A 19,943-nucleotide genomic window follows, 5' to 3' on the forward strand; every position below is an offset into this window, starting at 1 on the left:
ATTGAGAACAGATCAGGCGTCGCGTTAACCTTTTGCGCACCATAAACACCTGAAAAACAGGATCAGAGGGCCTGTAAGCCGGGTTCTGTCCCATGTCATCCCATGTGATGACCGGGGGCGACCATTCCTCTAGGACGCCGCTTGCACGACGCCTCCAGCAACCTACCCGGACCTCGACGCGGAGGCGCGTCTGCTGCGCCGAAGCACAGCGCGGGTCCCTATTCGGTCTTGCTCCAGGCGGGGCTTGCCGTGCCCCCTTCCTTGCGGTCGGGGCGGTGGGCTCTTACCCCACCGTTTCACCCTTGCCGCACCTGAGTGCGGCGGTCTGATTTCTGCGGCGCTGTCCCTGAACCGGCGAACCGGCCCGCCGGGATTTCCCCGGCGCCTTGCCTCCATGGAGCCCGGACTTTCCTCTCCTGCAGGGTTTCCCCTCTCGCAGCAGCGGCCGCCCGGCCCTCTGATGGATCATCCCATCAAGAAAAAGGCCGCCGCGGTCAAGCGCGACGGCCAGTCTGTCTGACTGCGAGGCAAGCAATCAGCGGATAGAAAGCTCAAGCTCGACGCCTGCCTCTCCAACGGTCACGGCCGCATCGCGGAACCGGGGCGGACCGAAATTCATGGGCGGATCATTGGAGATCACAACCGGCTCGGCCGGGATGCCGAACGCCATGGTGCGCATCTCGCCATCCCCTTCAGGGTCCCGCCAGACCTGCACCGCCCATTGCCCCGCCGGCACATCGTCGAACACGAAAACGTCTTCAGCCGTCGCGGCTCGGCGCAGGCCATGCTCGCAGGCGCCGCTCAGGAAGGTGTCTTCCGAACAGATGGAGACATACATGTCGCCTTCCGGGTTCGGCGTGCTGACGGTGACGGACACGGAGCCCAGAGCGGCGATCAAGGACAACAACATGGGGCAAGCTCCTTTGCTTTGTTGCCCCGAGACTGCCCGTGTCCCGCCCCCTGATCAGGTTGCAGGCGTCACCTTTTCGAAGTGACAGATGTCACCTTCCGACGCAGACCCTCGATGAGGACGCACGTCTCCTCATCCGCATTTCCGCTCAAGAGGTCTGGACGGAAGCGTCGCTGGAAGGCCAGAACGACAGACTTCAGGGCGTCGTCATAAGCCCCCGTACGCGCAACGCCATAACCGATCTCAAAGAGGGACTGACGCAAGGCCTCGACAGCCTCGCCGTCATCGCCAGGCGCAGACGGCGCAAAACCGGCCGGCGCCGGATCAGGCCACAGACCGACGCCATTCTCGGCCAGACGCTTCCAGGGAAATTTCTCGCCCGGATCCTGCTTGCGGTCAGGCGCAAGATCAGAGTGTCCGATGACATCACAGGCCGCAATGGGATGACGGGACAGGATGGCCCGGGACAGGGCCAGAACCGCCACGATTTGCGCTTCGGGATAGTCCGGCAGACCGAAATCATGGCCGCCATTGACGATCTCGATGCCGATGGAGGCCGAATTCACATCCTCGCAGCCACGCCAGACGCCCTTGCCCGCATGCCAGGCGCGCTTGTCCTCGGCGACCATCTGGATGATCCGACCTGTCTCCTCGACCACATAATGCGCGCTGACGCCCGCATCGGAATCGGCCAGACGCTCGATCGCGGCCTCCCCCGTTTCCATCCCGGTATAGTGCAGGACCAGCATGGAGAGCGGCAGGCGGCGCTCGTTGAAATTGGGCGAGGCGTGCTTGATCACCTGCATTCCGATCTCCTAACGCGGTCGCCCCATGGGCGTCGCCGGATCGACGGTCTTGGCGCGGCGCGCGGCGACCACGCCGACGCCCGCCAGCGCCAGCAGGCCGCCAACGATCAGCTGCCAGGTCACCGGATCGCCCAGCAACACCACGCCCAGAATGACCCCGATCAGCGGGCCCATCAGCGTCATGGGCGCAATGAGCGAGGCGTCATAGCGGCGCAGGAGGTAATAGAAAGAGCCATGGCCAAAGATGTTCACCAGCAGAACCGTAAAGGCCAGCGAGGCGACGAACAGCCATCCACCGTCCAGAGAGGACGCGATCTGGTCGCGTTCGGACAGCAAGGTCATGATCAGCAGCGGCGGCCAGGAGATCAAACCGATCCAGGCCTGGAGCGACATGGCGGACATGTCCGCCTTCTTCACAAGGATCGAGCCCGCCGCCGCCGCGAAAGCAGCGCCGACACCGGCCAGCAGCCCGGCCGTAAAGGAGAACTCGGCCGGTTTGAACACCACCAGCGCCGCGCCCACAAAGGCGATCGCCATGCCCGAGCCACGCACCCAGCGCACTTTCTCCTTGAGGAAGAGAATGGAGAGCACTGTGGTGAAGGGCACGGCGAGCTGCACCACGATCGCGATCGCCGATGGGGAGGCGTATCGCAAACCCACGAACAGGAGCGCGAACTGGATCGCGCCCATGGTCAGCGCCGCCCCGATCACTGCGCCCATGCGCTTGGGCACGGGCCGCAGCCAAGGACCGAGCACGGCGTAGAGCAGAAAGAATCTCAGAAACGCGAAGAAGAAGGGCGGACTGCCCTCGAACCCTTCCACCAGCACAGGCGTGCCTGAGAGCGACCATTTCGCAACGACGAAATTGAAGCCCCAGACCAGGCAGATACCGAACAGAAGAGCGAAGTGGCGTAAAGACATGAACCGGCTCTAAGCGAGCCGGCCCCAGCCTGCAAGCACTGTATCGCTCACGATGCTTTTCAGAGTGTGACGCCTAGGCGCCGCGGGGCTGGTCCTCACCATCCACCGTCCAGCCGTGGGGGCCGCGGCGGGCCACCAGAACCGTCTCGTCCGCAGAGCGCTTGTGCGAGCCCCGGGTCAGCTTCCGCCAGGCCCAGTAGCCAGCCGCGCCAACGGCGGCGACGCCGGCGACCACAAAGGCCGCCATGGTCAGAAAGGCTGCAAGCACCAGGACAAGACCTATCACGGCGATCGCCGCGACACCGGCGAGAAGCGCACGCAACGCGTTCATGAGGTTGCCCCCGTCAAAGGTCGGTTGGTGCGTCATAATCAGCTCTCCACGGTGAGTCATCAGTCCCAGCCTTACAGTGATCATCTGGGAAGTGAACGCCTCAGGTCAATGTTCGATCCCGAACAGTGAAGGATTTGTCATTCAGCAGGTGCGGCCAGTCCGCCGCCCGTTTGTCTCTGGCGATTGATGGCGGCGTAGGCGGCGTTGATCACCGCCATCTTCTCCACCGCAATGCGTTGCATCTCCGCCGGCGCGCCGCGCGCGATCAACCGGTCAGGGTGATTTTGAGACGCCACGCGGCGATAGGCTCTCTTCACCGCCTGATCATCCGCATCCCGATCAATGCCGAGAATCACATAGGGATCATCCTCGGGCGCCCCCAGATGCCCCACGCGGATACGGTCATACTCGCGCTCGGAAAATCCGAACAGATTGGCGACCTGCGCGAGGAAGTCATCCTCGTCCTTCGTCACGCGGCCATCGGCCTTGGCGATGTGGAACAGACCATCCAGAACGTCTTCGAGCACAGCCGGATGATCCTTGAAGCGCCGCCCCAGTCTGCGGGCGTAGCCGTCAAAGCCCAGGGTCGTCTGCTTGGAGAGATCGAAGGCGCGACGCAGGGATTCTTCAAAGCCGGGCGGCGCCCGGAAGACCTGCAGGAAGGCGCGCTCTTCATTGCGCGTCACCACGCCATCGGCCTTCGCCATCTTGGCGCCGAGCCCGATCAGGGCCATGGCGAATTCCGCATCATCCACCGCCCGTCCGGGCGGGCAGTCCTTGCCCCGGCATTCGAACGGATCATGATGTCCGGTGATGAAATCGGCCAGTCTGCGCCAAAAACTCATGCCCCCGCCTCCCGTGGCGAGCCGCCGCCGAGGCGGCATGGGATGAAAGGACGACGCTGCATCCGCGAAATAATACCCAAGAGGGGAGCTTTGCGCCATGATTTCCCGCATCCGACTCCTGTCGCACATGTGGGCGCGTTCTTGCTCTGTCCGGGCAAGGTATGCTGTTCATAGCGGCAGGCCTTCACAGTCGCCGCCAAGGAGTTCCGCGTGACCCGATCTCAAGCCGCCCAAGCCGAATGGGAAATCTGGATTGATCGGGGCGGCACGTTCACGGACATCATCGGGCGAGCGCCGGACGGCGAGCTCAAGGCCCTCAAACTCCTGTCCAACTCCGACGCCTATGAGGACGCCGCGACCGAGGGGGTGCGTCGTCTTCTGGGCGTTGAGACCGGCGCTCCGCTGCCCCAGGGCGCGCTCGCTGCGGTGAAGATGGGCACGACGGTGGCCACCAATGCCTTGCTGGAGCTCGATGGCGCCAAGACGCTGTTCCTGGTGACGTCCGGATTCGGCGACATTCTGAGTATCGGCGACCAGACCCGCCCGGATATTTTCGCGCTGGAGATCAAGCGACCCTCGCCCCTGCCGGCCCAGACAGTCGAGGTCAAAGGCCGCATCGCCACGGATGGTCAGGAAGTCGAGGCGTTTGACGCCGAAGCGGTCAAGGCCGCGCTGAAGACCGCCCGGTCGGACGGGTTTGAAAGCGTCGCCATCGCCTTCATGAACGCGCACGCCAATGACGCTCACGAACAGGCCGCCGCCTCTCTGGCGCGCGAGGCCGGGTTCGAACACATCACCTGTTCCAGCGAGGCGAGCCCATTGATCAAGCTCGTGCCGCGCGCCTCAACCGCCGTGATCGACGCCTATCTCGAGCCTGTGCTGCGCGACTATGTGGGCCGGGTGGATCGGGGCCTCGAAGGCGCGCCGCTCTATTTCATGCAATCGGGCGGCGGTCTTTCGAGCGCCCGGCGTTTCAAGGCGCGCAATGCGGTGTTGTCCGGGCCTGCCGGCGGCGTGGTCGGGATGGCGCTGACCGCCAAATCCGCCGGGCATGACAAGGTCATCGGTTTTGACATGGGCGGCACCTCGACGGATGTCTCCCGCTTTGACGGGGACAGCTATTCGCGCACCGACATGGCCAGCCTTGATGGCCGGGTGCTGCGCGCGCCCATGCTCAGCGTGCATACGGTGGCGGCCGGCGGCGGCTCCGTGCTCGACTTTGATGGCGAACGCGCGCGGGTGGGGCCGCGCAGTGCGGGCGCCGATCCGGGACCGGCCTGCTATGGACGCGGCGGACCTGCGGCTGTCACCGACGCCAATGTGGTTCTGGGCCGCATCCAGCCTGACTGGTTCCCCAAGGTGTTCGGCCCCAATCATGACGGGCCGCTGGATGTGGACGCGGCCCGCACAGCGCTTGGCAAGCTGGCGGACAAGATGGGGCTCGACAGTCCCGAGGCCGCTGCGGAAGGCTTCCTGTCGGTCGCGATTGAAGCCATGGCCGACGCCATCAAGCAGATCTCCACGGCTCAGGGCGTGGACCCGCGCGGCTATGCGCTGAACGCCTTCGGCGGCGCGGGCGGCCAGCATGCCTGCAAGGTGGCTGAAGCGCTTGGCATGCGCACTGCGCTGATCCATCCCAAGGCCGGGCTTCTCTCCGCCTATGGCATCGGCCTCGCTCCGCTGCGCGACACGCGTCAGGCCGGGTTGGAAATCGTGTTTGACGATGAGGGCCTGGCCGCTGCGGAACGGGTTCTGGCCCAGCTGGAAGACGAGGCGCTGTCCTCACTCAAGGCCCAGCACGCTCGCGACATCAAGGTCAGCCGGGAAGTGCGCATCAGGGTCCAGGGCTCTGACACCGCCCTGCCCGTCGCCTGGGCGGACGACGCGCAGATGCGCAAGGACTTTGACGCCGCCCACAGTCAACTCTTCGGATTCACGCCGGAGAACGCCGTGCTGATCCTGGATTCCGCTGCTGCGGATGCGGAGGGCGCGCCCGCCGGCGCGCCGCGTGCGGAAGCCGATTTGCCAGCACAGAGCGGCGATGTGGACGCCCGTGCAGAGGCCTCCATGCACATCAAGGGCGAAACCCGCTCCGTGCCGGTCTACGACCTCGCCGATCTGGGCGCTGAGGCGCGCGTTCAGGGCCCCGCCCTGATCATGGACGCCAACCAGACCATCGTGCTCGATCCGGGCTGGCGGGCGGATCGCCTTGCGGACGGCATGCTGGTGCTGACCCACGAAGCCGCCGCCCCCCTGCAAGCGGGCGATACGAGCCTTGATCCGATCCGGCTTGAATTGTTCAACCGCCGCTTCATGTCGATCGCCGAACAGATGGGCGTGGTGCTCGAACGCACGGCGCACTCGGTGAACATCAAGGAGCGGCTCGATTTCTCCTGCGCGGTGTTTGACGCCGAGGGCGGTCTGGTCGCGAACGCGCCCCACATGCCCGTTCATCTGGGCTCGATGTCCGCCAGCGTCCGCGCGGCGGTGGATGCGCATCCCGATCTCGGCCCCGGCGACGCGGTGGCGGTGAACGCGCCCTATAATGGCGGCACCCACCTGCCGGACGTCACCGTGATCCAGCCTGTGTGCGACGAGCGCGGCGAGCGGATGTTCTATGTGGCCTCGCGGGGGCACCATGCCGATATCGGCGGCATTGCGCCGGGCTCCATGCCGCCCTTCTCGAAAACCATCGACGAGGAGGGCGTGATCTTTGACAGCGTGAAGATCCTCACCCGGGGCCGCTTCGAAGAAGACGCCGTGCGCAAGGTCCTTGCCTCGGGCGCCCACCCCGCCCGCAATCCCGATCAGAACATTGCCGACCTCAAGGCCCAGCTTGCCGCCTGCTCGAAGGGCGCGGCCGAGCTGACCAAGCTCAACACGCTTGAGGGCACGGCGGTGGTCCGCGCCTATATGGGGCATGTGCAGGACAATGCCGAACGCGCCGTACGTCGTGTGATCGAGGCTCTGAAGGATGGTGAAGCGGAAATGCGGCTCGAGGACGGCGCGGTCATCAAGGTGAAGATCAGCGTCGACCAGAAAGACCGCACCGCCGTGATCGATTTCACCGGCACGTCCGAACAGCGCCCGAGCAATTTCAACGCGCCCAGCGCCGTGACCCGAGCGGCGGTGCTTTATGTGCTGCGGTGCCTCGTGGATGACGCCATCCCGCTCAATGAAGGATGCCTCAAACCCATCACGCTCATCGTGCCCGAGGGCAGCCTGCTCAATCCCGTGCCGCCCGCCGCAGTGGTGGCCGGCAATGTGGAGACCAGCCAGCTGGTGGTGGACGCCCTGTTCATGGCGACGGGCCGCATGGCCTGCGCGCAAGGCACGATGAACAATTTCACCTTCGGCGACGAGACTCGCCAGTATTACGAGACGATCTGCGGCGGGGCCGGCGCAGGCTATTATGCTGACGGTTCGGGCTTTGCCGGCGCCAGCGCGGTACACACCCACATGACCAATTCACGGCTCACCGATCCCGAAGTGCTTGAGGCGCGCTATCCGGTCCGGGTGCAGACCCATGCGATCCGCCAGGGCTCTGGCGGCCAGGGCCGTTTCCCGGGCGGAGACGGTTCAATCCGGCGAATCACATTTCTGGAGCCAATGCAGGCGGCGCTGCTGTCCGGGCGCAGGAGCGAGCATCCGGCCGGACTTCGCGGCGGCGGCCCGGGCGCCACAGGCGCACAATGCCTCTGGCGAACCGATGGCAGCCAGCAACTTCTGGATGCGCTCTTCAGAATTGAAGTGAACCCAGGCGAAACACTTGAAATCCTTACTCCGGGTGGCGGAGGCTCCGCCTAGACAGGCAAATACAGCTCACAATGAATACGCGTAAAACTGCTTAGAACTACAATAAATGCGTTCACTGTAGCGAATTCGCCTTTTTTCGTCGGCTGACTTCCATAAGTTCCTAACAAGTTTGAAGGAATCCATCAGGAGACTTGGGTGTTCCGAGTCGCATATCGCAGCGTGTTGCGCGCCGATCTCGGCGTAGCGGAAATTGAATCGTTGCTGACCAGCAGCGCAGAACATAACGCCCGTGTCGGCGTGACCTCTGCCTTCCTGATGAATGACCGGCGCTGCCTGCATGCTATGGAAGGCTCTCCGAAGGTCATCCGCTCAATTCTCGAATGCATATGGGATGATCGGCGCAATGAGGAATTCGCCATTCTGGACATCGCCTATGGCGAAGCGGCGCTTTTTCCCGACTGGCCGCTCAAGGTGATCACCGCTGAAACCCTGCAGGAGGATGACAGCCTTCAGCAGCATCCCGGCGTCCTCTGGCTCGCCAATATGGGGGGCGGTCTGGACGTGTACTTCCAGCCCGCGCAGCGCGGCGCGGACTAACGCCCGATTGCGCCGGGACGCTCAACCCCCGGTCGAACGTAAAAATTTCCTGTCATTAGTGAACTGAGATTGATCCGGTTGCGCAGACGCTGCGTAACCATGGGTGTTCCAGTCGCATTGGAACGCCGGCAGGCATACCGTCTGCAGGCCTGATCACACCCATATGGGAGACCAGACATGCGTAAACTGACTGTTCTGACCGCCGCCGCTCTGAGCGCAGCCCTGGCCGCGCCGGCGTTTGCGACCCCCGCCGAAACCTCTGCTCCGAAAATGAGCAAGGACCATCACGCCAGCCAGCCCTCCATCGTCAGCATCGCCACGGGCGATGAGAACTTCTCCACCCTGGTGACGGCGCTTCAGACCGCCGGCCTGGTCGACGCCCTGTCCGGTGATGGCCCCTTCACCGTGTTCGCGCCGACCAATGACGCCTTCGCCGCCGTGGGCGACGATACGCTCAACGCGCTTCTGCAGCCGGAAAACCGCGATCAGCTGACCGCGATCCTGACCTACCATGTGGTTCAGGGCGAGTATTTCGCCGAGGACGTTGCGCCGGGTTCCTATGACCTGACCACCCTGCAGGGCGACACGGTCAATGTCGTTGTGGGCGACGACGGATCCGTCATGGTCGACGGCGCGAATGTCATCGCCGCCGATGTGGACGCCTCGAACGGCGTCGTGCACGTCATCGACAGCGTGATCATGCCGGGCATGTAATACCGGATCGCCCGGGCGCTCCCTGAGCGCCCGGGCGTTTTCTTATTCCGCCGCTCCGGCGTCCGTCGCCTTGGTCTTGCGGCGGCGCGCCGGCGGACGGCGCAGGGCGCGCACATGGGCTTCGATATGATCAATGATCATCTCGGCCACATCCTTGCCGCTCGACTTCTCGATCCCCTCAAGACCGGGCGAAGAATTCACCTCGAGGACTTTCGGTCCTTCATCCGAGCGGAGCATGTCCACGCCCGCCACAGAAAGCCCCAGCGCCCGCGCCGCCTTCACAGCGGCGGAGCGCTCTTCCTTTGAAATGCGCACACGGCTGGCCTGGCCGCCGCGGTGCAGGTTGGAGCGGAACTCGCCCGCCTGGGCTTCGCGCTTCATGGCGGCGACCACCTTGCCGCCAATGACAAAGCAGCGAATGTCCACGCCCGAGGCTTCCTTGACGAAGTCCTGAACGATGAAGTTCGCATCCAGCCCGCGGAAGGCGTCAATCACGGATTCGGCCGCCTTGCCGGTTTCCGCCAGCACCACGCCTCGGCCTTGTGTGCTCTCCAGCAATTTCACCACCAGCGGCGCGCCGCCCACATGCTCGATGAGGTTCTTGGTGTCCTTGGGAGAGTGGGCGAACGCCGTCGTCGGCATGCCGATCCCGGCGCGCGCCAGCACCTGATGGGCGTAGAGCTTGTCCCGGCTGGCGCCAATGGCGTCAGGCGTGTTGAGAATATACGCGCCCGTCATGGCGAACTGGCGCAGAACCGCCATGCCGTAATTGGTCATCGACGCGCCAATGCGCGGTATGACGGCGTCATAGCGCGGCAAGCGACGACCATCATAATAGATCGCCGGGGACAGGGCGTTGATCGCCATGGTGCAACGCGCCGTGTTGATCATTTCCGCCACGTGGCCCTGGGCCTCGGCGGCCTCTTTCAGACGCTGGGAGGAATAATTCTTCGGCTCACGCGTCAGAATGGCGATGCGCAAGGGACGGTGCACCGGCTTGCTGCGCGGCAGGTGCTGATAAAGATCATAACTCAGCGCTTTCTGGGCGCAGGACTGGGTCGGGCTGACCACCATGTCATCAAGGATCGCCGAGCGCCCCAGCAGCATGCGGTACGCCATGTTCTCACGATTGGTCAGCGTGACCTCGATGGGCCAGGTGCGCTCACCTATGGTGACTTTCGCCTCGATCACCCAGCGCAGCTCGGTTTCGCCATTCGAGGACGTCACCTCCCGGCGATCCACCGCCGGGGCGGCGCAAACCACCTCCAGATCCGGCTGATCCGGGATCGGGTGCATGACGAAGCGGACCTGCGGCTTGTTGGCAGGACCGAAGGGCTCGATCGCCACGGCATGCAAAGCGCTGGTCTTCGCGCCGGTGTCGATCTTGGACTTGATGGCGGGAAGCGCCAGCCCGGGAAAGGCGGCCCATTCTTCCCAACCCAGGACGAACGGCTCTTGGGACATGCCGTCGTTTCCTCCGGTAAATAGTCAAAGGCGATGCGTTACAGCGCTCCTAGGGTTTCGTCCATCGCGACATGATGCAAGGACTGATTATTCTCAAATCGGAAAAGCTGCCTGTCTGATTGCGCCCTCGCCTTGAGGGTGTCTGGCCCCCATCTTCCTTCTGAACAAGGAAAACGGAGGCTTTGATGAGCGCTCACTATCGCCCCATCGTCAAAATTACCCAAGGCCGTCCCACCTCTGATGGCGCGGGCGTGAAGCTGACGCGCCTTCTGGGCACGCCCGATCTGCAGGTGCTCGACCCGTTCCTGATGCTGGACAAGTTCCACTCGGACAATCCGGGCGACTATCTGGCGGGCTTCCCGCCCCACCCGCACCGCGGGTTTGAAACCGTGACCTACATGGTCGAGGGCCGCATGCGCCACAAGGACAACAAGGGCCATGAAGGCGTGATCGAGCCGGGCGGCGTGCAGTGGATGACCGCCGCACGCGGCATCGTGCATTCCGAAATGCCCGAGCAGGAAGACGGGCTGATGAGCGGCTTTCAGCTCTGGGTGAACCTGCCCAAGGCGGAAAAGATGAAGGATCCCGGCTATCAGGAGTTCGACGAGAACCGGGTGCCCTCTGACGTGCGTGAGGGCGTGGTCGCCAAGATCGTCACCGGCAGGACCTCCGCCGGGATCGAGGGTCCAGTGCGCGACGTCACCGTCGAGCCGCTCTACGCCGAACTGCGCATGGAGCCTGGCGCGACCTTCGAGGAACCGATCTCTGACGCCAAGACGGCTTTCATCGCCGTACACACGGGCGATGTGGAAGCGGGCGGCCTGAAGCTGACCGAAGCCCAGCTCGGCGTGTTCGGACGCGGCGACACGATCCGCATCAAGGCCGGCCCCAAGGGCGCGCGCCTGATGCTGGCGGCCGGCAAGCCCATTGGAGAACCCATCGTCTGGGGCGGTCCGTTCGTGATGACCACCGAGGGCGAAGTGCGCCAGGCGATGCTCGATTACCAGCAGGGCCGGTTCTAGGTCGGCTCATCACTCTGCAGGGGCGCAAACAAGGAGAAACTCATGGGATTGCTCGTCGACGGCGTCTGGCATGATCAATGGTACGACACCAAGTCCAACGGTGGGCGCTTCAAGCGCTCTGAAGCCATCTTCCGCAACTGGGTGACAACGGACGGTTCGGCCGGACCGACTGGCCAGGCCGGGTTCAAGGCCGAGCCGGGCCGCTACCATCTCTATGTGTCACTGGCCTGCCCCTGGGCGCACCGCACCTTGATCTTCCGCCGCCTCAAGGGCCTGGAGGAGATGATCGATCTCTCGGTCGTGCACTGGCTGATGCGCGAGAACGGCTGGACCTTCAAGGACGGGCCCGGCGTCATTGCGGACCCGTTGCACGATGCCGAATTCATGCACCAGGTCTATACCGCCGCAAAGTCCGACTATTCGGGCCGGGTCACGGTGCCCGTGCTGTGGGACAAGAAGACGAACACCATCGTCTCCAACGAAAGCGCGGACATCATCCGAATGTTCAACTCCGCCTTTGACGGCGTGGGCGCCAAGCCGGGCGATTACTATCCCGAGGCGTTGCGCGAGGAAATCGATGCGGTGAACGCGCGCGTCTACGACGAGATCAATAACGGTGTTTACAAATCCGGCTTCGCCACGACGCAGGACGCCTATGAAGAGGCGGTGACGACGCTGTTTGAAGCGCTCGACTGGATTGAGGACCGCTTGTCAGACGGCCGCGCCTATCTGATGGGCGATGACGTGACCGAGGCCGACTGGCGGCTCTACACCACGCTGGTGCGCTTCGACCCGGTCTATCACGGCCATTTCAAAACCAATCTCAAGCGCCTGATCGAATACCCGCACATCAACGCCTATGCCCGGCGCCTGCACACGCAGCACGGGGTCGGTGATGTGTTCAATCTCGAACACGCCAAGCGGCACTATTACGAAAGCCATGACATGATCAATCCGACCGCGGTCGTTCCGCTCGGACCGGACGTGCATGTGGCGGATGGCGACGCTGAATAGATCCTATGGGGCTGGCGGCACTGTAACCTCAACGGGGTCCCCGAAGGATCCCTCTGGCGTCCAGGCCGTCAGCACCCAGTCTCCTTCCGGCAGCATCAGCGGCAGCCTCTCTCCCGGATAGAGCATCAAACGCTCGACGGGGATCATCCCAAGGTCCTCACCGGGCGCCCGGGCCTCGATGATGATGCGCGTCTCTTCCGGAAGCAGGGATGCAGGAACGGCGACAGGCCGATCGCCGATGGCGTAGCGCCAGTCGGGGCGTCCATCGGTAAAGCGCATGGGCGGACGCCCGAGAAACAGATCAACCCAGCCCGGCTGCCTCTGGGAGACGAGCAAGCCAGAGCCATCCACCAGCGGGCTTTCGGTCAGGGCGACCATCCCAGCCCCTGACTCGACGCTGCAAGAGGTCTGGGTAATCGTCAGGGGGTCGATGCCCGTCTTGTCACGCAGGCGCGCGGCGAACCAGCGCGACGTCTCCTCGCCGTCTTCGCCGCCGACTTCATTGAGATGGCTATACCCGACATGCACCAGGATGCGGGCGTCCGGATAGGCTTCGAGCGCATTTGCGATGAAATTGACCGCCTGCGCCTCCTCGCGCTCGGCAATGCTCGCCATGTATCCTTCGCTCCGATCCACAAGGCGTTGCTCGCGCGTGATCTCGTAAGCCGCGAAGCGGTATCCAAGATCGACCAGCGTCCTGAGCTGACGCCCGTAAATCGGCTCGCTTGAATACCAGCCGATATCCATGCTCGCTTGTGGAACCAGCGCGTCCACATCCCCTTCGTTTGAAAAGGTCTCGGCAGCGAAGATCGTGAAGTCAGGCGCCAGCGCCTCGGCCAGTCGGGCGATGACCCAGCGATGATAGGGGTCGTCATGCGCCTCGTTGATCATGACGACCCGGGCGTCTCCAACAGCCTCCAGGACCGCCTGCAAGCCGTCTTCACGCAGCACAGGACACGTTGGCTGCATGTAGGCGGTGTCCTGCAGGCGCTGGGTCAGATCCTCGCGCCCGACAAAACTGAAGAGCTGTGTCGCCATGCCGAGTTCATTGCCGTCTGGCGCATAACCCTCGAGCACCTCCGGCGTCATGTCGAAGTAGGACACGATCCTGTCAGGCAGCCCGTTGTCCGGCCCGGCATCTGACTGAGCGAATGCCGACTGAAAAAGCATTGCGCCTGCAAAGGCGACATAGATGGTCTTGTGCATCGAGTTTCTCCCCTTGGGAGAACCAAACCATGATGCTACATTTGTCGCAAGCGCTTTCTATTCGGCCGCTTCCGCCGCCGCAACCGCCTCTGCATCCGGCTCATAGCCGAGGATCGGAGCGAGTTCCTTCTCCACCCGTTTCAGGGTCCAGCCCTTGCGCTTGGCGTAGTCCTCGACCTGATCCCTGGCGATCCGGCCCACCGCGAAATAGACGCTGTCGGGATGGGCGAGGTAGAGCCCCGACACGGACGAGGCCGGGCTCATCGCCCAGCTTTCCGTCAGGCTGATGCCCGTACGGTCGGTCGCTTCGAGAAGCTTGAACAGCAGATCCTTCTCGGTGTGATCGGGCTGAGCGGGATAGCCCGGCGCCGGGCGGATGCCGGCGTAGGCTTCCTTGATCAATTCCTCATTGGACAGCGTCTCGTCGGACGCATAGCCCCAGATCGAGCGGCGCACGCGCTGGTGGAGATATTCCGCGAAGGCTTCGGCGAACCGGTCCGAGAGCGACTTGAACAGGATCTCGGAATAGTCGTCATTGTTCGCCTTGAAGCGGTCAATGATCGCCTGCTCGCCCTCGCCCGCCGTCACCGCGAAACCGCCGATCCAGTCGTCCTGCTTGGCCGAAATGAAATCGGTGATCGAGAAATTGGGCTTGTCGCCCTCTTTCCTTGATTGCTGGCGCAGACCGAAGAAGCGCCCGGCCTCCTCGCTGCGTTCCTCATCAGCGAAGACAATCACGTCATCGCCGTCGCGGCGCGCCGGCCACAATCCGACGACGCCCCGCGGCTTGAGCCAGTCCTCTTCAACCATGGTCTTGAGCATGGCCTGCGCATCCTTGAACAGGTTGCGCGCCGCCTCGCCCCGGTTGGGATCGTCGAGAATGGCGGGATAGCTGCCCTTGAGCTCCCAGGAGAAAAAGAAGGGCGTCCAGTCGATATAGTCCACGAGATCGGACAGCCGGACATCGTCGATGGTGGTCAGGCCGGTCTTTTGCGGCGCTACGGGTTGATAGTCGCCCGCATCGGCGTCGAACGCGTTCTGACGGGCGTCCTCGATGCTGACGCGTTCGCGACTGCCCTGGGTGCGGGCGCGGGTTTCACGGATCTTTTCGTAGCGGGTCGAAACTTCGTCCCAGAGCGGCTGCCGCTCTTCCCTGGACAGAAGGCGCGAGACCACGCCCACAGCCCGGCTGGCGTCGGTGGTGTGGATGACGGGCGCCCTGGAATAGGCCGGTTCGATCTTCACCGCGGTATGGGCGGGCGAAGTGGTGGCGCCGCCGATCATCAAGGGCAGGTCAAAGCCCTGACGCTGCATCTCGGACGCCACATGCACCATTTCATCGAGCGACGGCGTGATCAGGCCGGACAGGCCGATAATGTCGGCCTTCTCGGCGCGCGCGGTCTCGAGAATGGTCTCGGCGGGCACCATCACGCCCAGATCGACCACGTCATAGCCGTTACACTGCAGCACGACGCCGACGATATTCTTGCCGATATCGTGCACATCGCCCTTCACGGTCGCCATGATGATCTTGCCGGCGGCCTCTTCCTCGGCGCCGCTCGCGAGGCGCTCCTCCTCCATGAAGGGGAAGAGATAGGCGACGGCCTTCTTCATCACGCGCGCGGATTTGACGACCTGGGGCAGGAACATCTTGCCTTCGCCGAAGAGGTCGCCGACCACATTCATCCCCGCCATCAGCGGGCCTTCGATCACGTGCAGCGGACGTTCGGCGGCCTGACGGGCCTCCTCTGTGTCCTCTTCCACACAGGCGTCGATGCCCTTGACGAGGGCGTGCTTGAGCCGCTCCTCCACGGGCAGGGCGCGCCAGGCTTCATCCTGTTTCTCGGCGGCTTCGCCAGAATCCCGATAGCGCTCGGCGGCCTCGAGAAGGCGCTCGGTCGCATCCTCGCGGCGGTTGAGGATCACATCCTCGACAAGCTCGCGCAGCTCGGCGTCAATCTCGTCATAGATGTCGAGCTGGCCGGCGTTGACGATCCCCATATCCATTCCCGCCTTGATGGCGTGGTAGAGGAAGACCGAGTGCATGGCCCGGCGCACCGGCTCATTGCCGCGGAAGGAGAAGGAGATGTTCGACAGACCGCCCGAGACGTGACAGCCGGGCAGGTTCTCGCGGATCCAGCGGGCGGCCTCGATGAAGTCCACCGCATAATTGTTGTGCTCCTCGATCCCCGTCGCCACCGCGAAGATATTGGGATCAAAGATGATGTCGTTGGGGTCAAAGCCGATCTTGTCGACGAGGATCTTGTACGCGCGCTCGCAGATCTCGATCTTGCGCTTGGCCGTGTCCGCCTGCCCCTCTTCGTCGAACGCCATCACCACGACGGCGGCGCCATAATCCTTGCAGGCCTGGGCGTGCTTGAGGAACTCGGCCTCGCCCTCCTTCATGGAGATGGAGTTGACGATGGCCTTGCCCTGCACGCATTTCAGGCCCGCCTCGATCACCTCCCATTTGGAGCTGTCGATCATGATCGGCACGCGGGCGATGTCGGGCTCGGCGGCGATCAGATTGAGGAAGGTGGTCATGGCCTGCTTTGAATCCAGCAGGCCCTCATCCATGTTCACGTCAATGATCTGGGCGCCCGCATCCACCTGCTGACGCGCCACATCGAGCGCAGTCGCATAATCGCCCGCCTTGATCAGCTTGCGGAATTTCGCAGAGCCAGTGACGTTGGTGCGTTCGCCCACATTGACGAACGTCGCGCGAGAGGGTGAGGCGTCAGACATACGGGCTCCTCAGGCCAGCTCGAAGGGTTCAAGACCGGACAGGCGCATGGCCCTGGGCCGGTCATCGCGTTTGCGCGGCGCGCCGGCGCGCGCGTCCCGCGCAATGGCGGCGATATGGGCGGGCGTGGTGCCGCAACAGCCGCCGGCGATATTGATCAGGCCCGATTGCGCCCAGTCCGCGATGAAGGCGGCGGTCTCGTCCGGGGTCTCGTCATACTCGCCAAAGGCATTGGGCAGGCCCGCATTGGGATAGGCCAGCACATGGCATTCCGCGATCCGCGCCAGCTCGGCCACATAGGGTCGGAGTTGCTTGCCGCCGAGAGCGCAGTTCAGACCCACCGCCCAGGGCTGGGCGTGTCGGATGGAATTGTAGAAGGCTTCGGTGGTCTGGCCCGACAGGGTCCGGCCCGACGCGTCGGTAATCGTGCCCGACAGGATGATCGGAATGTCGGCGTCGATCCGGCCTTCATTGCGCAGATCGAGAATCGCCTTGATCGCCGCCTTGGCGTTGAGCGTGTCAAAGATCGTCTCGATCAGGAAGAAGTCCACATGTTCGGCCATGGCCTCGACCTGCTCGGCATAGGCCTCGCGCACCTGATCGAAGGTCACTTCGCGAAAGCCGGGATCCTCCACATTGGGCGACAGCGACAGCGTCTTGTTGGTCGGGCCAATCGCCCCCAGCACGGCCTTGGGCGAACCGGTCTCGGCCTCGGCGGCATCGGCGGCCTCTCGCGCCAGACGCGCCCCCTCAGAGGCGATCTGGGCGGCGAGGTCTTCCATCTTGTAGTCGGCCTGGGCGATCTGGGTGGCGGAGAAGGTATTGGTCTCCACCAGGTCGGCGCCGGCGTCGAAATACTCTTTATGGATGGCGCGCACGGCGTCGGGGGTCGACAGGTTCAGGATGTCGTTATTGCCCTGGATCGGGCAGGACCAGTCCGCGAACCGTTCGCCGCGATAGCCCGCCTCATCCAGCTTCAGGGTCTGGATCTGGGTGCCCATCGCGCCGTCCAGGATAAGAATGCGCTCCAGCGCCAACGCGTCCAGCGCGGCGCGGCGTTCAGCTTTGGTCATGTCGCTCGTCCTGTCAGGCGGCTTTAACGTCTTGAAGGGACTTAACGCCCAGCAACGCACAGGTCGACAGCGCCAGTCCGGCCCGGTTCAGGGTGTAGAAGTGGAACGCGTCGGCCCCGCCCTGATTGAGCGTTTCGCACATTTCGGCGGCGAGGTGAGCGGTCACCAGTTCGCGCGTATCGGGATCCTCGTCCAGACCCTCATAGACGGCGTGAATCCGGTCGGGTATGTGCGCGCCGCACATTTGCGCCATGCGCTTGAGCCCCTTGAAGTTGGGCTGCAGCATCACGCCCGGCACGATCGGAATGTCGATGCCGGCTTTGCGCACGCGTTCGAGATAGCGGAAATACACGTCCGGATCGAAGAAGAACTGGGTGATCGCCCGGGTCGCGCCCGCGTCGATCTTGGCCTTCAGCATATCCAGATCCGCATCCCAGTCCGCACTGTCGGGATGTTTCTCGGGATAGCAGCCGACAGACACTTCGAAATCGCCAATGGCCTTGATGCCCCTGGTCAGATCCGCGGAATTGCCATAGCCGCCCGGATACGCCTGATACCGCTCGCCCAGCCCTTCGGGCGGATCGCCGCGCAGCGCCACGATGTGGCGCACGCCCGCATCCCAGTAATCGCGAATGACCTCGTCCACCTCCTCGCAGGTGGCGGAGACGCAGGTCAGGTGCGCGGCCGGCTTCATGTCGGTTTCGGCCACGATGCGGCGCACGGTGCGGTGGGTGCGGTCGCGGGTGGAGCCCCCCGCGCCATAGGTCACGGAGACGAAGTCGGGGGCGAGCGGGTACAGCCGTTCAATGGACGACCACAATTTCGCCTCGGCTTCCTCGCTTTTCGGCGGGAAGAATTCAAAGGACACTTTCGGCCCTTGTGAAGAGGAGCGGCCCATAACGGTCATCACCATCCTGCCCTGGCTGGCGCCGCGCCGACCGCGCGACACATCCACATAAAGATATCTTTATGCGATTATTGATGATCGAGCAAGGCTGTATTCACTCCGGAACAGTACCTAATGGATCACACTGACTTGATATCGCGCCCCCAGACACGACATTGCTCCCAACCGAATATACGACCCAAAGGACCCTCCATGCGCATTGACGCTCTGACCTCTTACGCCGCAGTCCTGCTGGCGGCGCTCAGCCTGACCGCTTGCGCATCGCGTGAGCTGGCGCAGGAGACCGGCGACCCGTTCGAGCCGACCAACCGGGCCATCTTCGCGGTGAACCAGACGCTGGACGATGCGGTGATTGGTCCGGGCGCGCGCGCCTATGACGCCGTCACGCCCGATCCGGTGCAGACCGGCGTGCGCAATTTCATGACGAATCTCAACCAGCCGGTGGTGTTCGCGAACGCCCTGCTGCAAGGCGATGTGCATGCGGCGGGCGATACGTTCGGCCGTTTCCTGATGAACACCACGATCGGCGTGGCGGGCGTTTTTGATGTCGCCACCCATGAGGGCGTGCCCGAACATCGCCGCGACTTTGGCCAGACCCTCGCCCATTGGGGCGTTGGCGATGGGCCGTATCTGGTGCTGCCCGTGATCGGCCCTTCGAACGTCCGCGATGCAACCGGACGCTTTGTCGATCGTTATCCTCATCCGCTCAACTGGAATGAAGAGGAATCCGGCGAGGCCTGGGCCTGGGGCGTTCGCGGACTGAACGGCGTTCAGACCCGCGCCGACCTTGATGACGCCATCGGCAGCCTCAATCGCACCGCAATCGACCCCTATGTTCAGGCGCGTTCAGCCTGGCGTCAGTCCCGCCGCGCCTTCATCCAAAGCCAGGGTGAGACGGACGAGGATTACCAGGACCTGCCTGAGTTCGAATAAGCACGCCGAAACGGCGGCAAGGAGCACTCCCCGATGATGAAACTGCTGATTTCGGCGTTTGCGCTGGCGCTGGCTGCGCCTGCAGCTCTCGCCCAGTCCACAACGGCTGAAGACGCCGAAGCCTTTGTCCAGACCCAGGCCAACCAGGTCATCGAAACCCTGTCCGAACTGCAATCAGGCCAGACCGATCTGGAGGCCGTTCGCCAGGACTTCCGTGATCGCATCGACGAGCTCGCCGATGTGGAGCGCATCTCCAACTTCGTGCTGGGCCGCTATCGCCGCACCGCCTCCGAGGCCGATCTGAACGCGTTTCGCACCGCATTCCGCAACTACGCGATCGGCGTCTATGAAAGCGAGCTGAGCGCCTATGCCGGTCAACAGCTGGACGTGACCGGTTCGGTGACCCGCAATCCGGGTGACTACATTGTCCGTTCGCGTGTCTTCGGCGGCCCCCAGAACGAAGAGTACGAAGTGAACTGGCGCATTCTGGAAACCGATGGCGACCTCAAGGCCGTGGACGTGGAAGTGCTGGGCGTGTGGCTCGCCCAGACCCAGCGCGAACAGATCCTGTCGGTGATCGGCGACAATGGCGGCGATGTGAGCGCGGCGACCGAGATGCTGCGTAATCGCGAGCCGGGTCAGGACAGCTAGACCCACGACATGGCGTCGCGCCTGGGCGACCTCAGTTGAATGGCCCGCCG

The 19,943-nt window shown here is 63.6% G+C and carries 17 protein-coding genes and 1 other RNA gene; 7 read left to right on the top strand and 11 right to left on the bottom strand.

Annotation, left to right across the window (positions count from 1 at the left end; all coding sequences use genetic code 11):
• Positions 1 to 58: 58 nt before the first annotated feature.
• From rnpB to OA2633_RS05485, 6 genes are all read right to left on the bottom strand, one after another.
• An RNA gene (rnpB, locus tag OA2633_RS15645) (RNase P RNA component class A) lies at positions 59 to 461 on the bottom strand.
• Between the two features lie 74 nt (positions 462 to 535).
• Positions 536 to 910: a DUF2141 domain-containing protein gene (locus tag OA2633_RS15230; RefSeq protein ID WP_009801494.1), complete on the bottom strand. Its 375-nt coding sequence runs from the start codon at positions 908 to 910 to the stop codon at positions 536 to 538.
• Positions 911 to 978: 68 nt separating this feature from the next.
• Complete coding sequence (locus OA2633_RS05470; protein WP_009801495.1) at positions 979 to 1,716, bottom strand: N-acetylmuramoyl-L-alanine amidase; 738 nt, start codon at positions 1,714 to 1,716, stop codon at positions 979 to 981.
• A 9-nt stretch (positions 1,717 to 1,725) separates the two neighbouring features.
• The gene (locus OA2633_RS05475) at positions 1,726 to 2,637 is read right to left on the bottom strand and encodes a DMT family transporter (protein WP_009801496.1); all 912 of its coding nucleotides are present in this window, start codon (positions 2,635 to 2,637) and stop codon (positions 1,726 to 1,728) included.
• A 73-nt stretch (positions 2,638 to 2,710) separates the two neighbouring features.
• Positions 2,711 to 3,004: a hypothetical protein gene (locus tag OA2633_RS05480; RefSeq protein ID WP_009801497.1), complete on the bottom strand. Its 294-nt coding sequence runs from the start codon at positions 3,002 to 3,004 to the stop codon at positions 2,711 to 2,713.
• Positions 3,005 to 3,105: 101 nt separating this feature from the next.
• Positions 3,106 to 3,813 carry a molecular chaperone DjiA gene (locus OA2633_RS05485; protein WP_040613104.1) on the bottom strand — a complete coding sequence of 236 codons (708 nt, stop codon included), beginning with the start codon at positions 3,811 to 3,813 and terminating at the stop codon, positions 3,106 to 3,108.
• A gap of 210 nt (positions 3,814 to 4,023) precedes the next feature.
• Here OA2633_RS05485 and OA2633_RS05490 point away from each other — a divergent pair, with 210 nt between their 5' ends.
• The 3 genes from OA2633_RS05490 (at position 4,024) to OA2633_RS05500 (ending at position 8,880) form a co-directional block, all read left to right on the top strand.
• Positions 4,024 to 7,620, top strand: a complete 3,597-nt coding sequence (locus OA2633_RS05490) for a hydantoinase B/oxoprolinase family protein (protein ID WP_009801499.1) — start codon at positions 4,024 to 4,026, stop codon at positions 7,618 to 7,620.
• Between the two features lie 144 nt (positions 7,621 to 7,764).
• Positions 7,765 to 8,166, top strand: coding sequence for a BLUF domain-containing protein (locus tag OA2633_RS05495; protein WP_162010969.1), 402 nt, complete (start codon positions 7,765 to 7,767; stop codon positions 8,164 to 8,166).
• A 177-nt stretch (positions 8,167 to 8,343) separates the two neighbouring features.
• Positions 8,344 to 8,880: a fasciclin domain-containing protein gene (locus tag OA2633_RS05500; RefSeq protein ID WP_009801501.1), complete on the top strand. Its 537-nt coding sequence runs from the start codon at positions 8,344 to 8,346 to the stop codon at positions 8,878 to 8,880.
• 42 nt (positions 8,881 to 8,922) lie between these two features.
• Here OA2633_RS05500 and rimK read toward each other — a convergent pair whose 3' ends face one another.
• Positions 8,923 to 10,344, bottom strand: coding sequence for a 30S ribosomal protein S6--L-glutamate ligase (gene rimK, locus OA2633_RS05505; protein ID WP_009801502.1), 1,422 nt, complete (start codon positions 10,342 to 10,344; stop codon positions 8,923 to 8,925).
• 185 nt (positions 10,345 to 10,529) lie between these two features.
• Here rimK and OA2633_RS05510 point away from each other — a divergent pair, with 185 nt between their 5' ends.
• Together OA2633_RS05510 and OA2633_RS05515 are read left to right on the top strand one after the other, a co-directional pair.
• Entirely contained in the window at positions 10,530 to 11,366 is an 837-nt protein-coding gene (locus tag OA2633_RS05510) for a pirin family protein (protein WP_009801503.1), read from the top strand.
• Between the two features lie 42 nt (positions 11,367 to 11,408).
• Positions 11,409 to 12,380 (top strand): glutathione S-transferase family protein, encoded by a 972-nt coding sequence (locus OA2633_RS05515; RefSeq protein WP_009801504.1) that lies wholly within the window; start codon positions 11,409 to 11,411, stop codon positions 12,378 to 12,380.
• 3 nt (positions 12,381 to 12,383) lie between these two features.
• On the opposite strand, the gene OA2633_RS05520 is transcribed toward OA2633_RS05515, so the two are convergent.
• The 4 genes from OA2633_RS05520 to metF are packed head-to-tail and all read right to left on the bottom strand — an operon-like array spanning position 12,384 to position 18,315.
• Positions 12,384 to 13,586 (bottom strand): hypothetical protein, encoded by a 1,203-nt coding sequence (locus OA2633_RS05520; protein WP_009801505.1) that lies wholly within the window; start codon positions 13,584 to 13,586, stop codon positions 12,384 to 12,386.
• Positions 13,587 to 13,643: 57 nt separating this feature from the next.
• Positions 13,644 to 16,331, bottom strand: coding sequence for a methionine synthase (gene metH, locus OA2633_RS05525; protein WP_009801506.1), 2,688 nt, complete (start codon positions 16,329 to 16,331; stop codon positions 13,644 to 13,646).
• A gap of 9 nt (positions 16,332 to 16,340) precedes the next feature.
• Positions 16,341 to 17,402 (bottom strand): homocysteine S-methyltransferase family protein, encoded by a 1,062-nt coding sequence (locus OA2633_RS16350; RefSeq protein WP_009801507.1) that lies wholly within the window; start codon positions 17,400 to 17,402, stop codon positions 16,341 to 16,343.
• A 13-nt stretch (positions 17,403 to 17,415) separates the two neighbouring features.
• Entirely contained in the window at positions 17,416 to 18,315 is a 900-nt protein-coding gene (gene metF / locus OA2633_RS05535; protein WP_040613106.1) for a methylenetetrahydrofolate reductase [NAD(P)H], read from the bottom strand.
• A gap of 186 nt (positions 18,316 to 18,501) precedes the next feature.
• Here metF and OA2633_RS05540 point away from each other — a divergent pair, with 186 nt between their 5' ends.
• Both OA2633_RS05540 and OA2633_RS05545 read left to right on the top strand, forming a co-directional pair.
• Positions 18,502 to 19,242, top strand: coding sequence for a VacJ family lipoprotein (locus OA2633_RS05540; protein WP_009801509.1), 741 nt, complete (start codon positions 18,502 to 18,504; stop codon positions 19,240 to 19,242).
• A 33-nt stretch (positions 19,243 to 19,275) separates the two neighbouring features.
• Positions 19,276 to 19,893, top strand: a complete 618-nt coding sequence (locus OA2633_RS05545; protein WP_009801510.1) for a phospholipid-binding protein MlaC — start codon at positions 19,276 to 19,278, stop codon at positions 19,891 to 19,893.
• Positions 19,894 to 19,943: the final 50 nt, after the last annotated feature.

Origin of the sequence: Oceanicaulis sp. HTCC2633 (genome assembly GCF_000152745.1) — a bacterium.
GTDB lineage: Bacteria > Pseudomonadota > Alphaproteobacteria > Caulobacterales > Maricaulaceae > Oceanicaulis.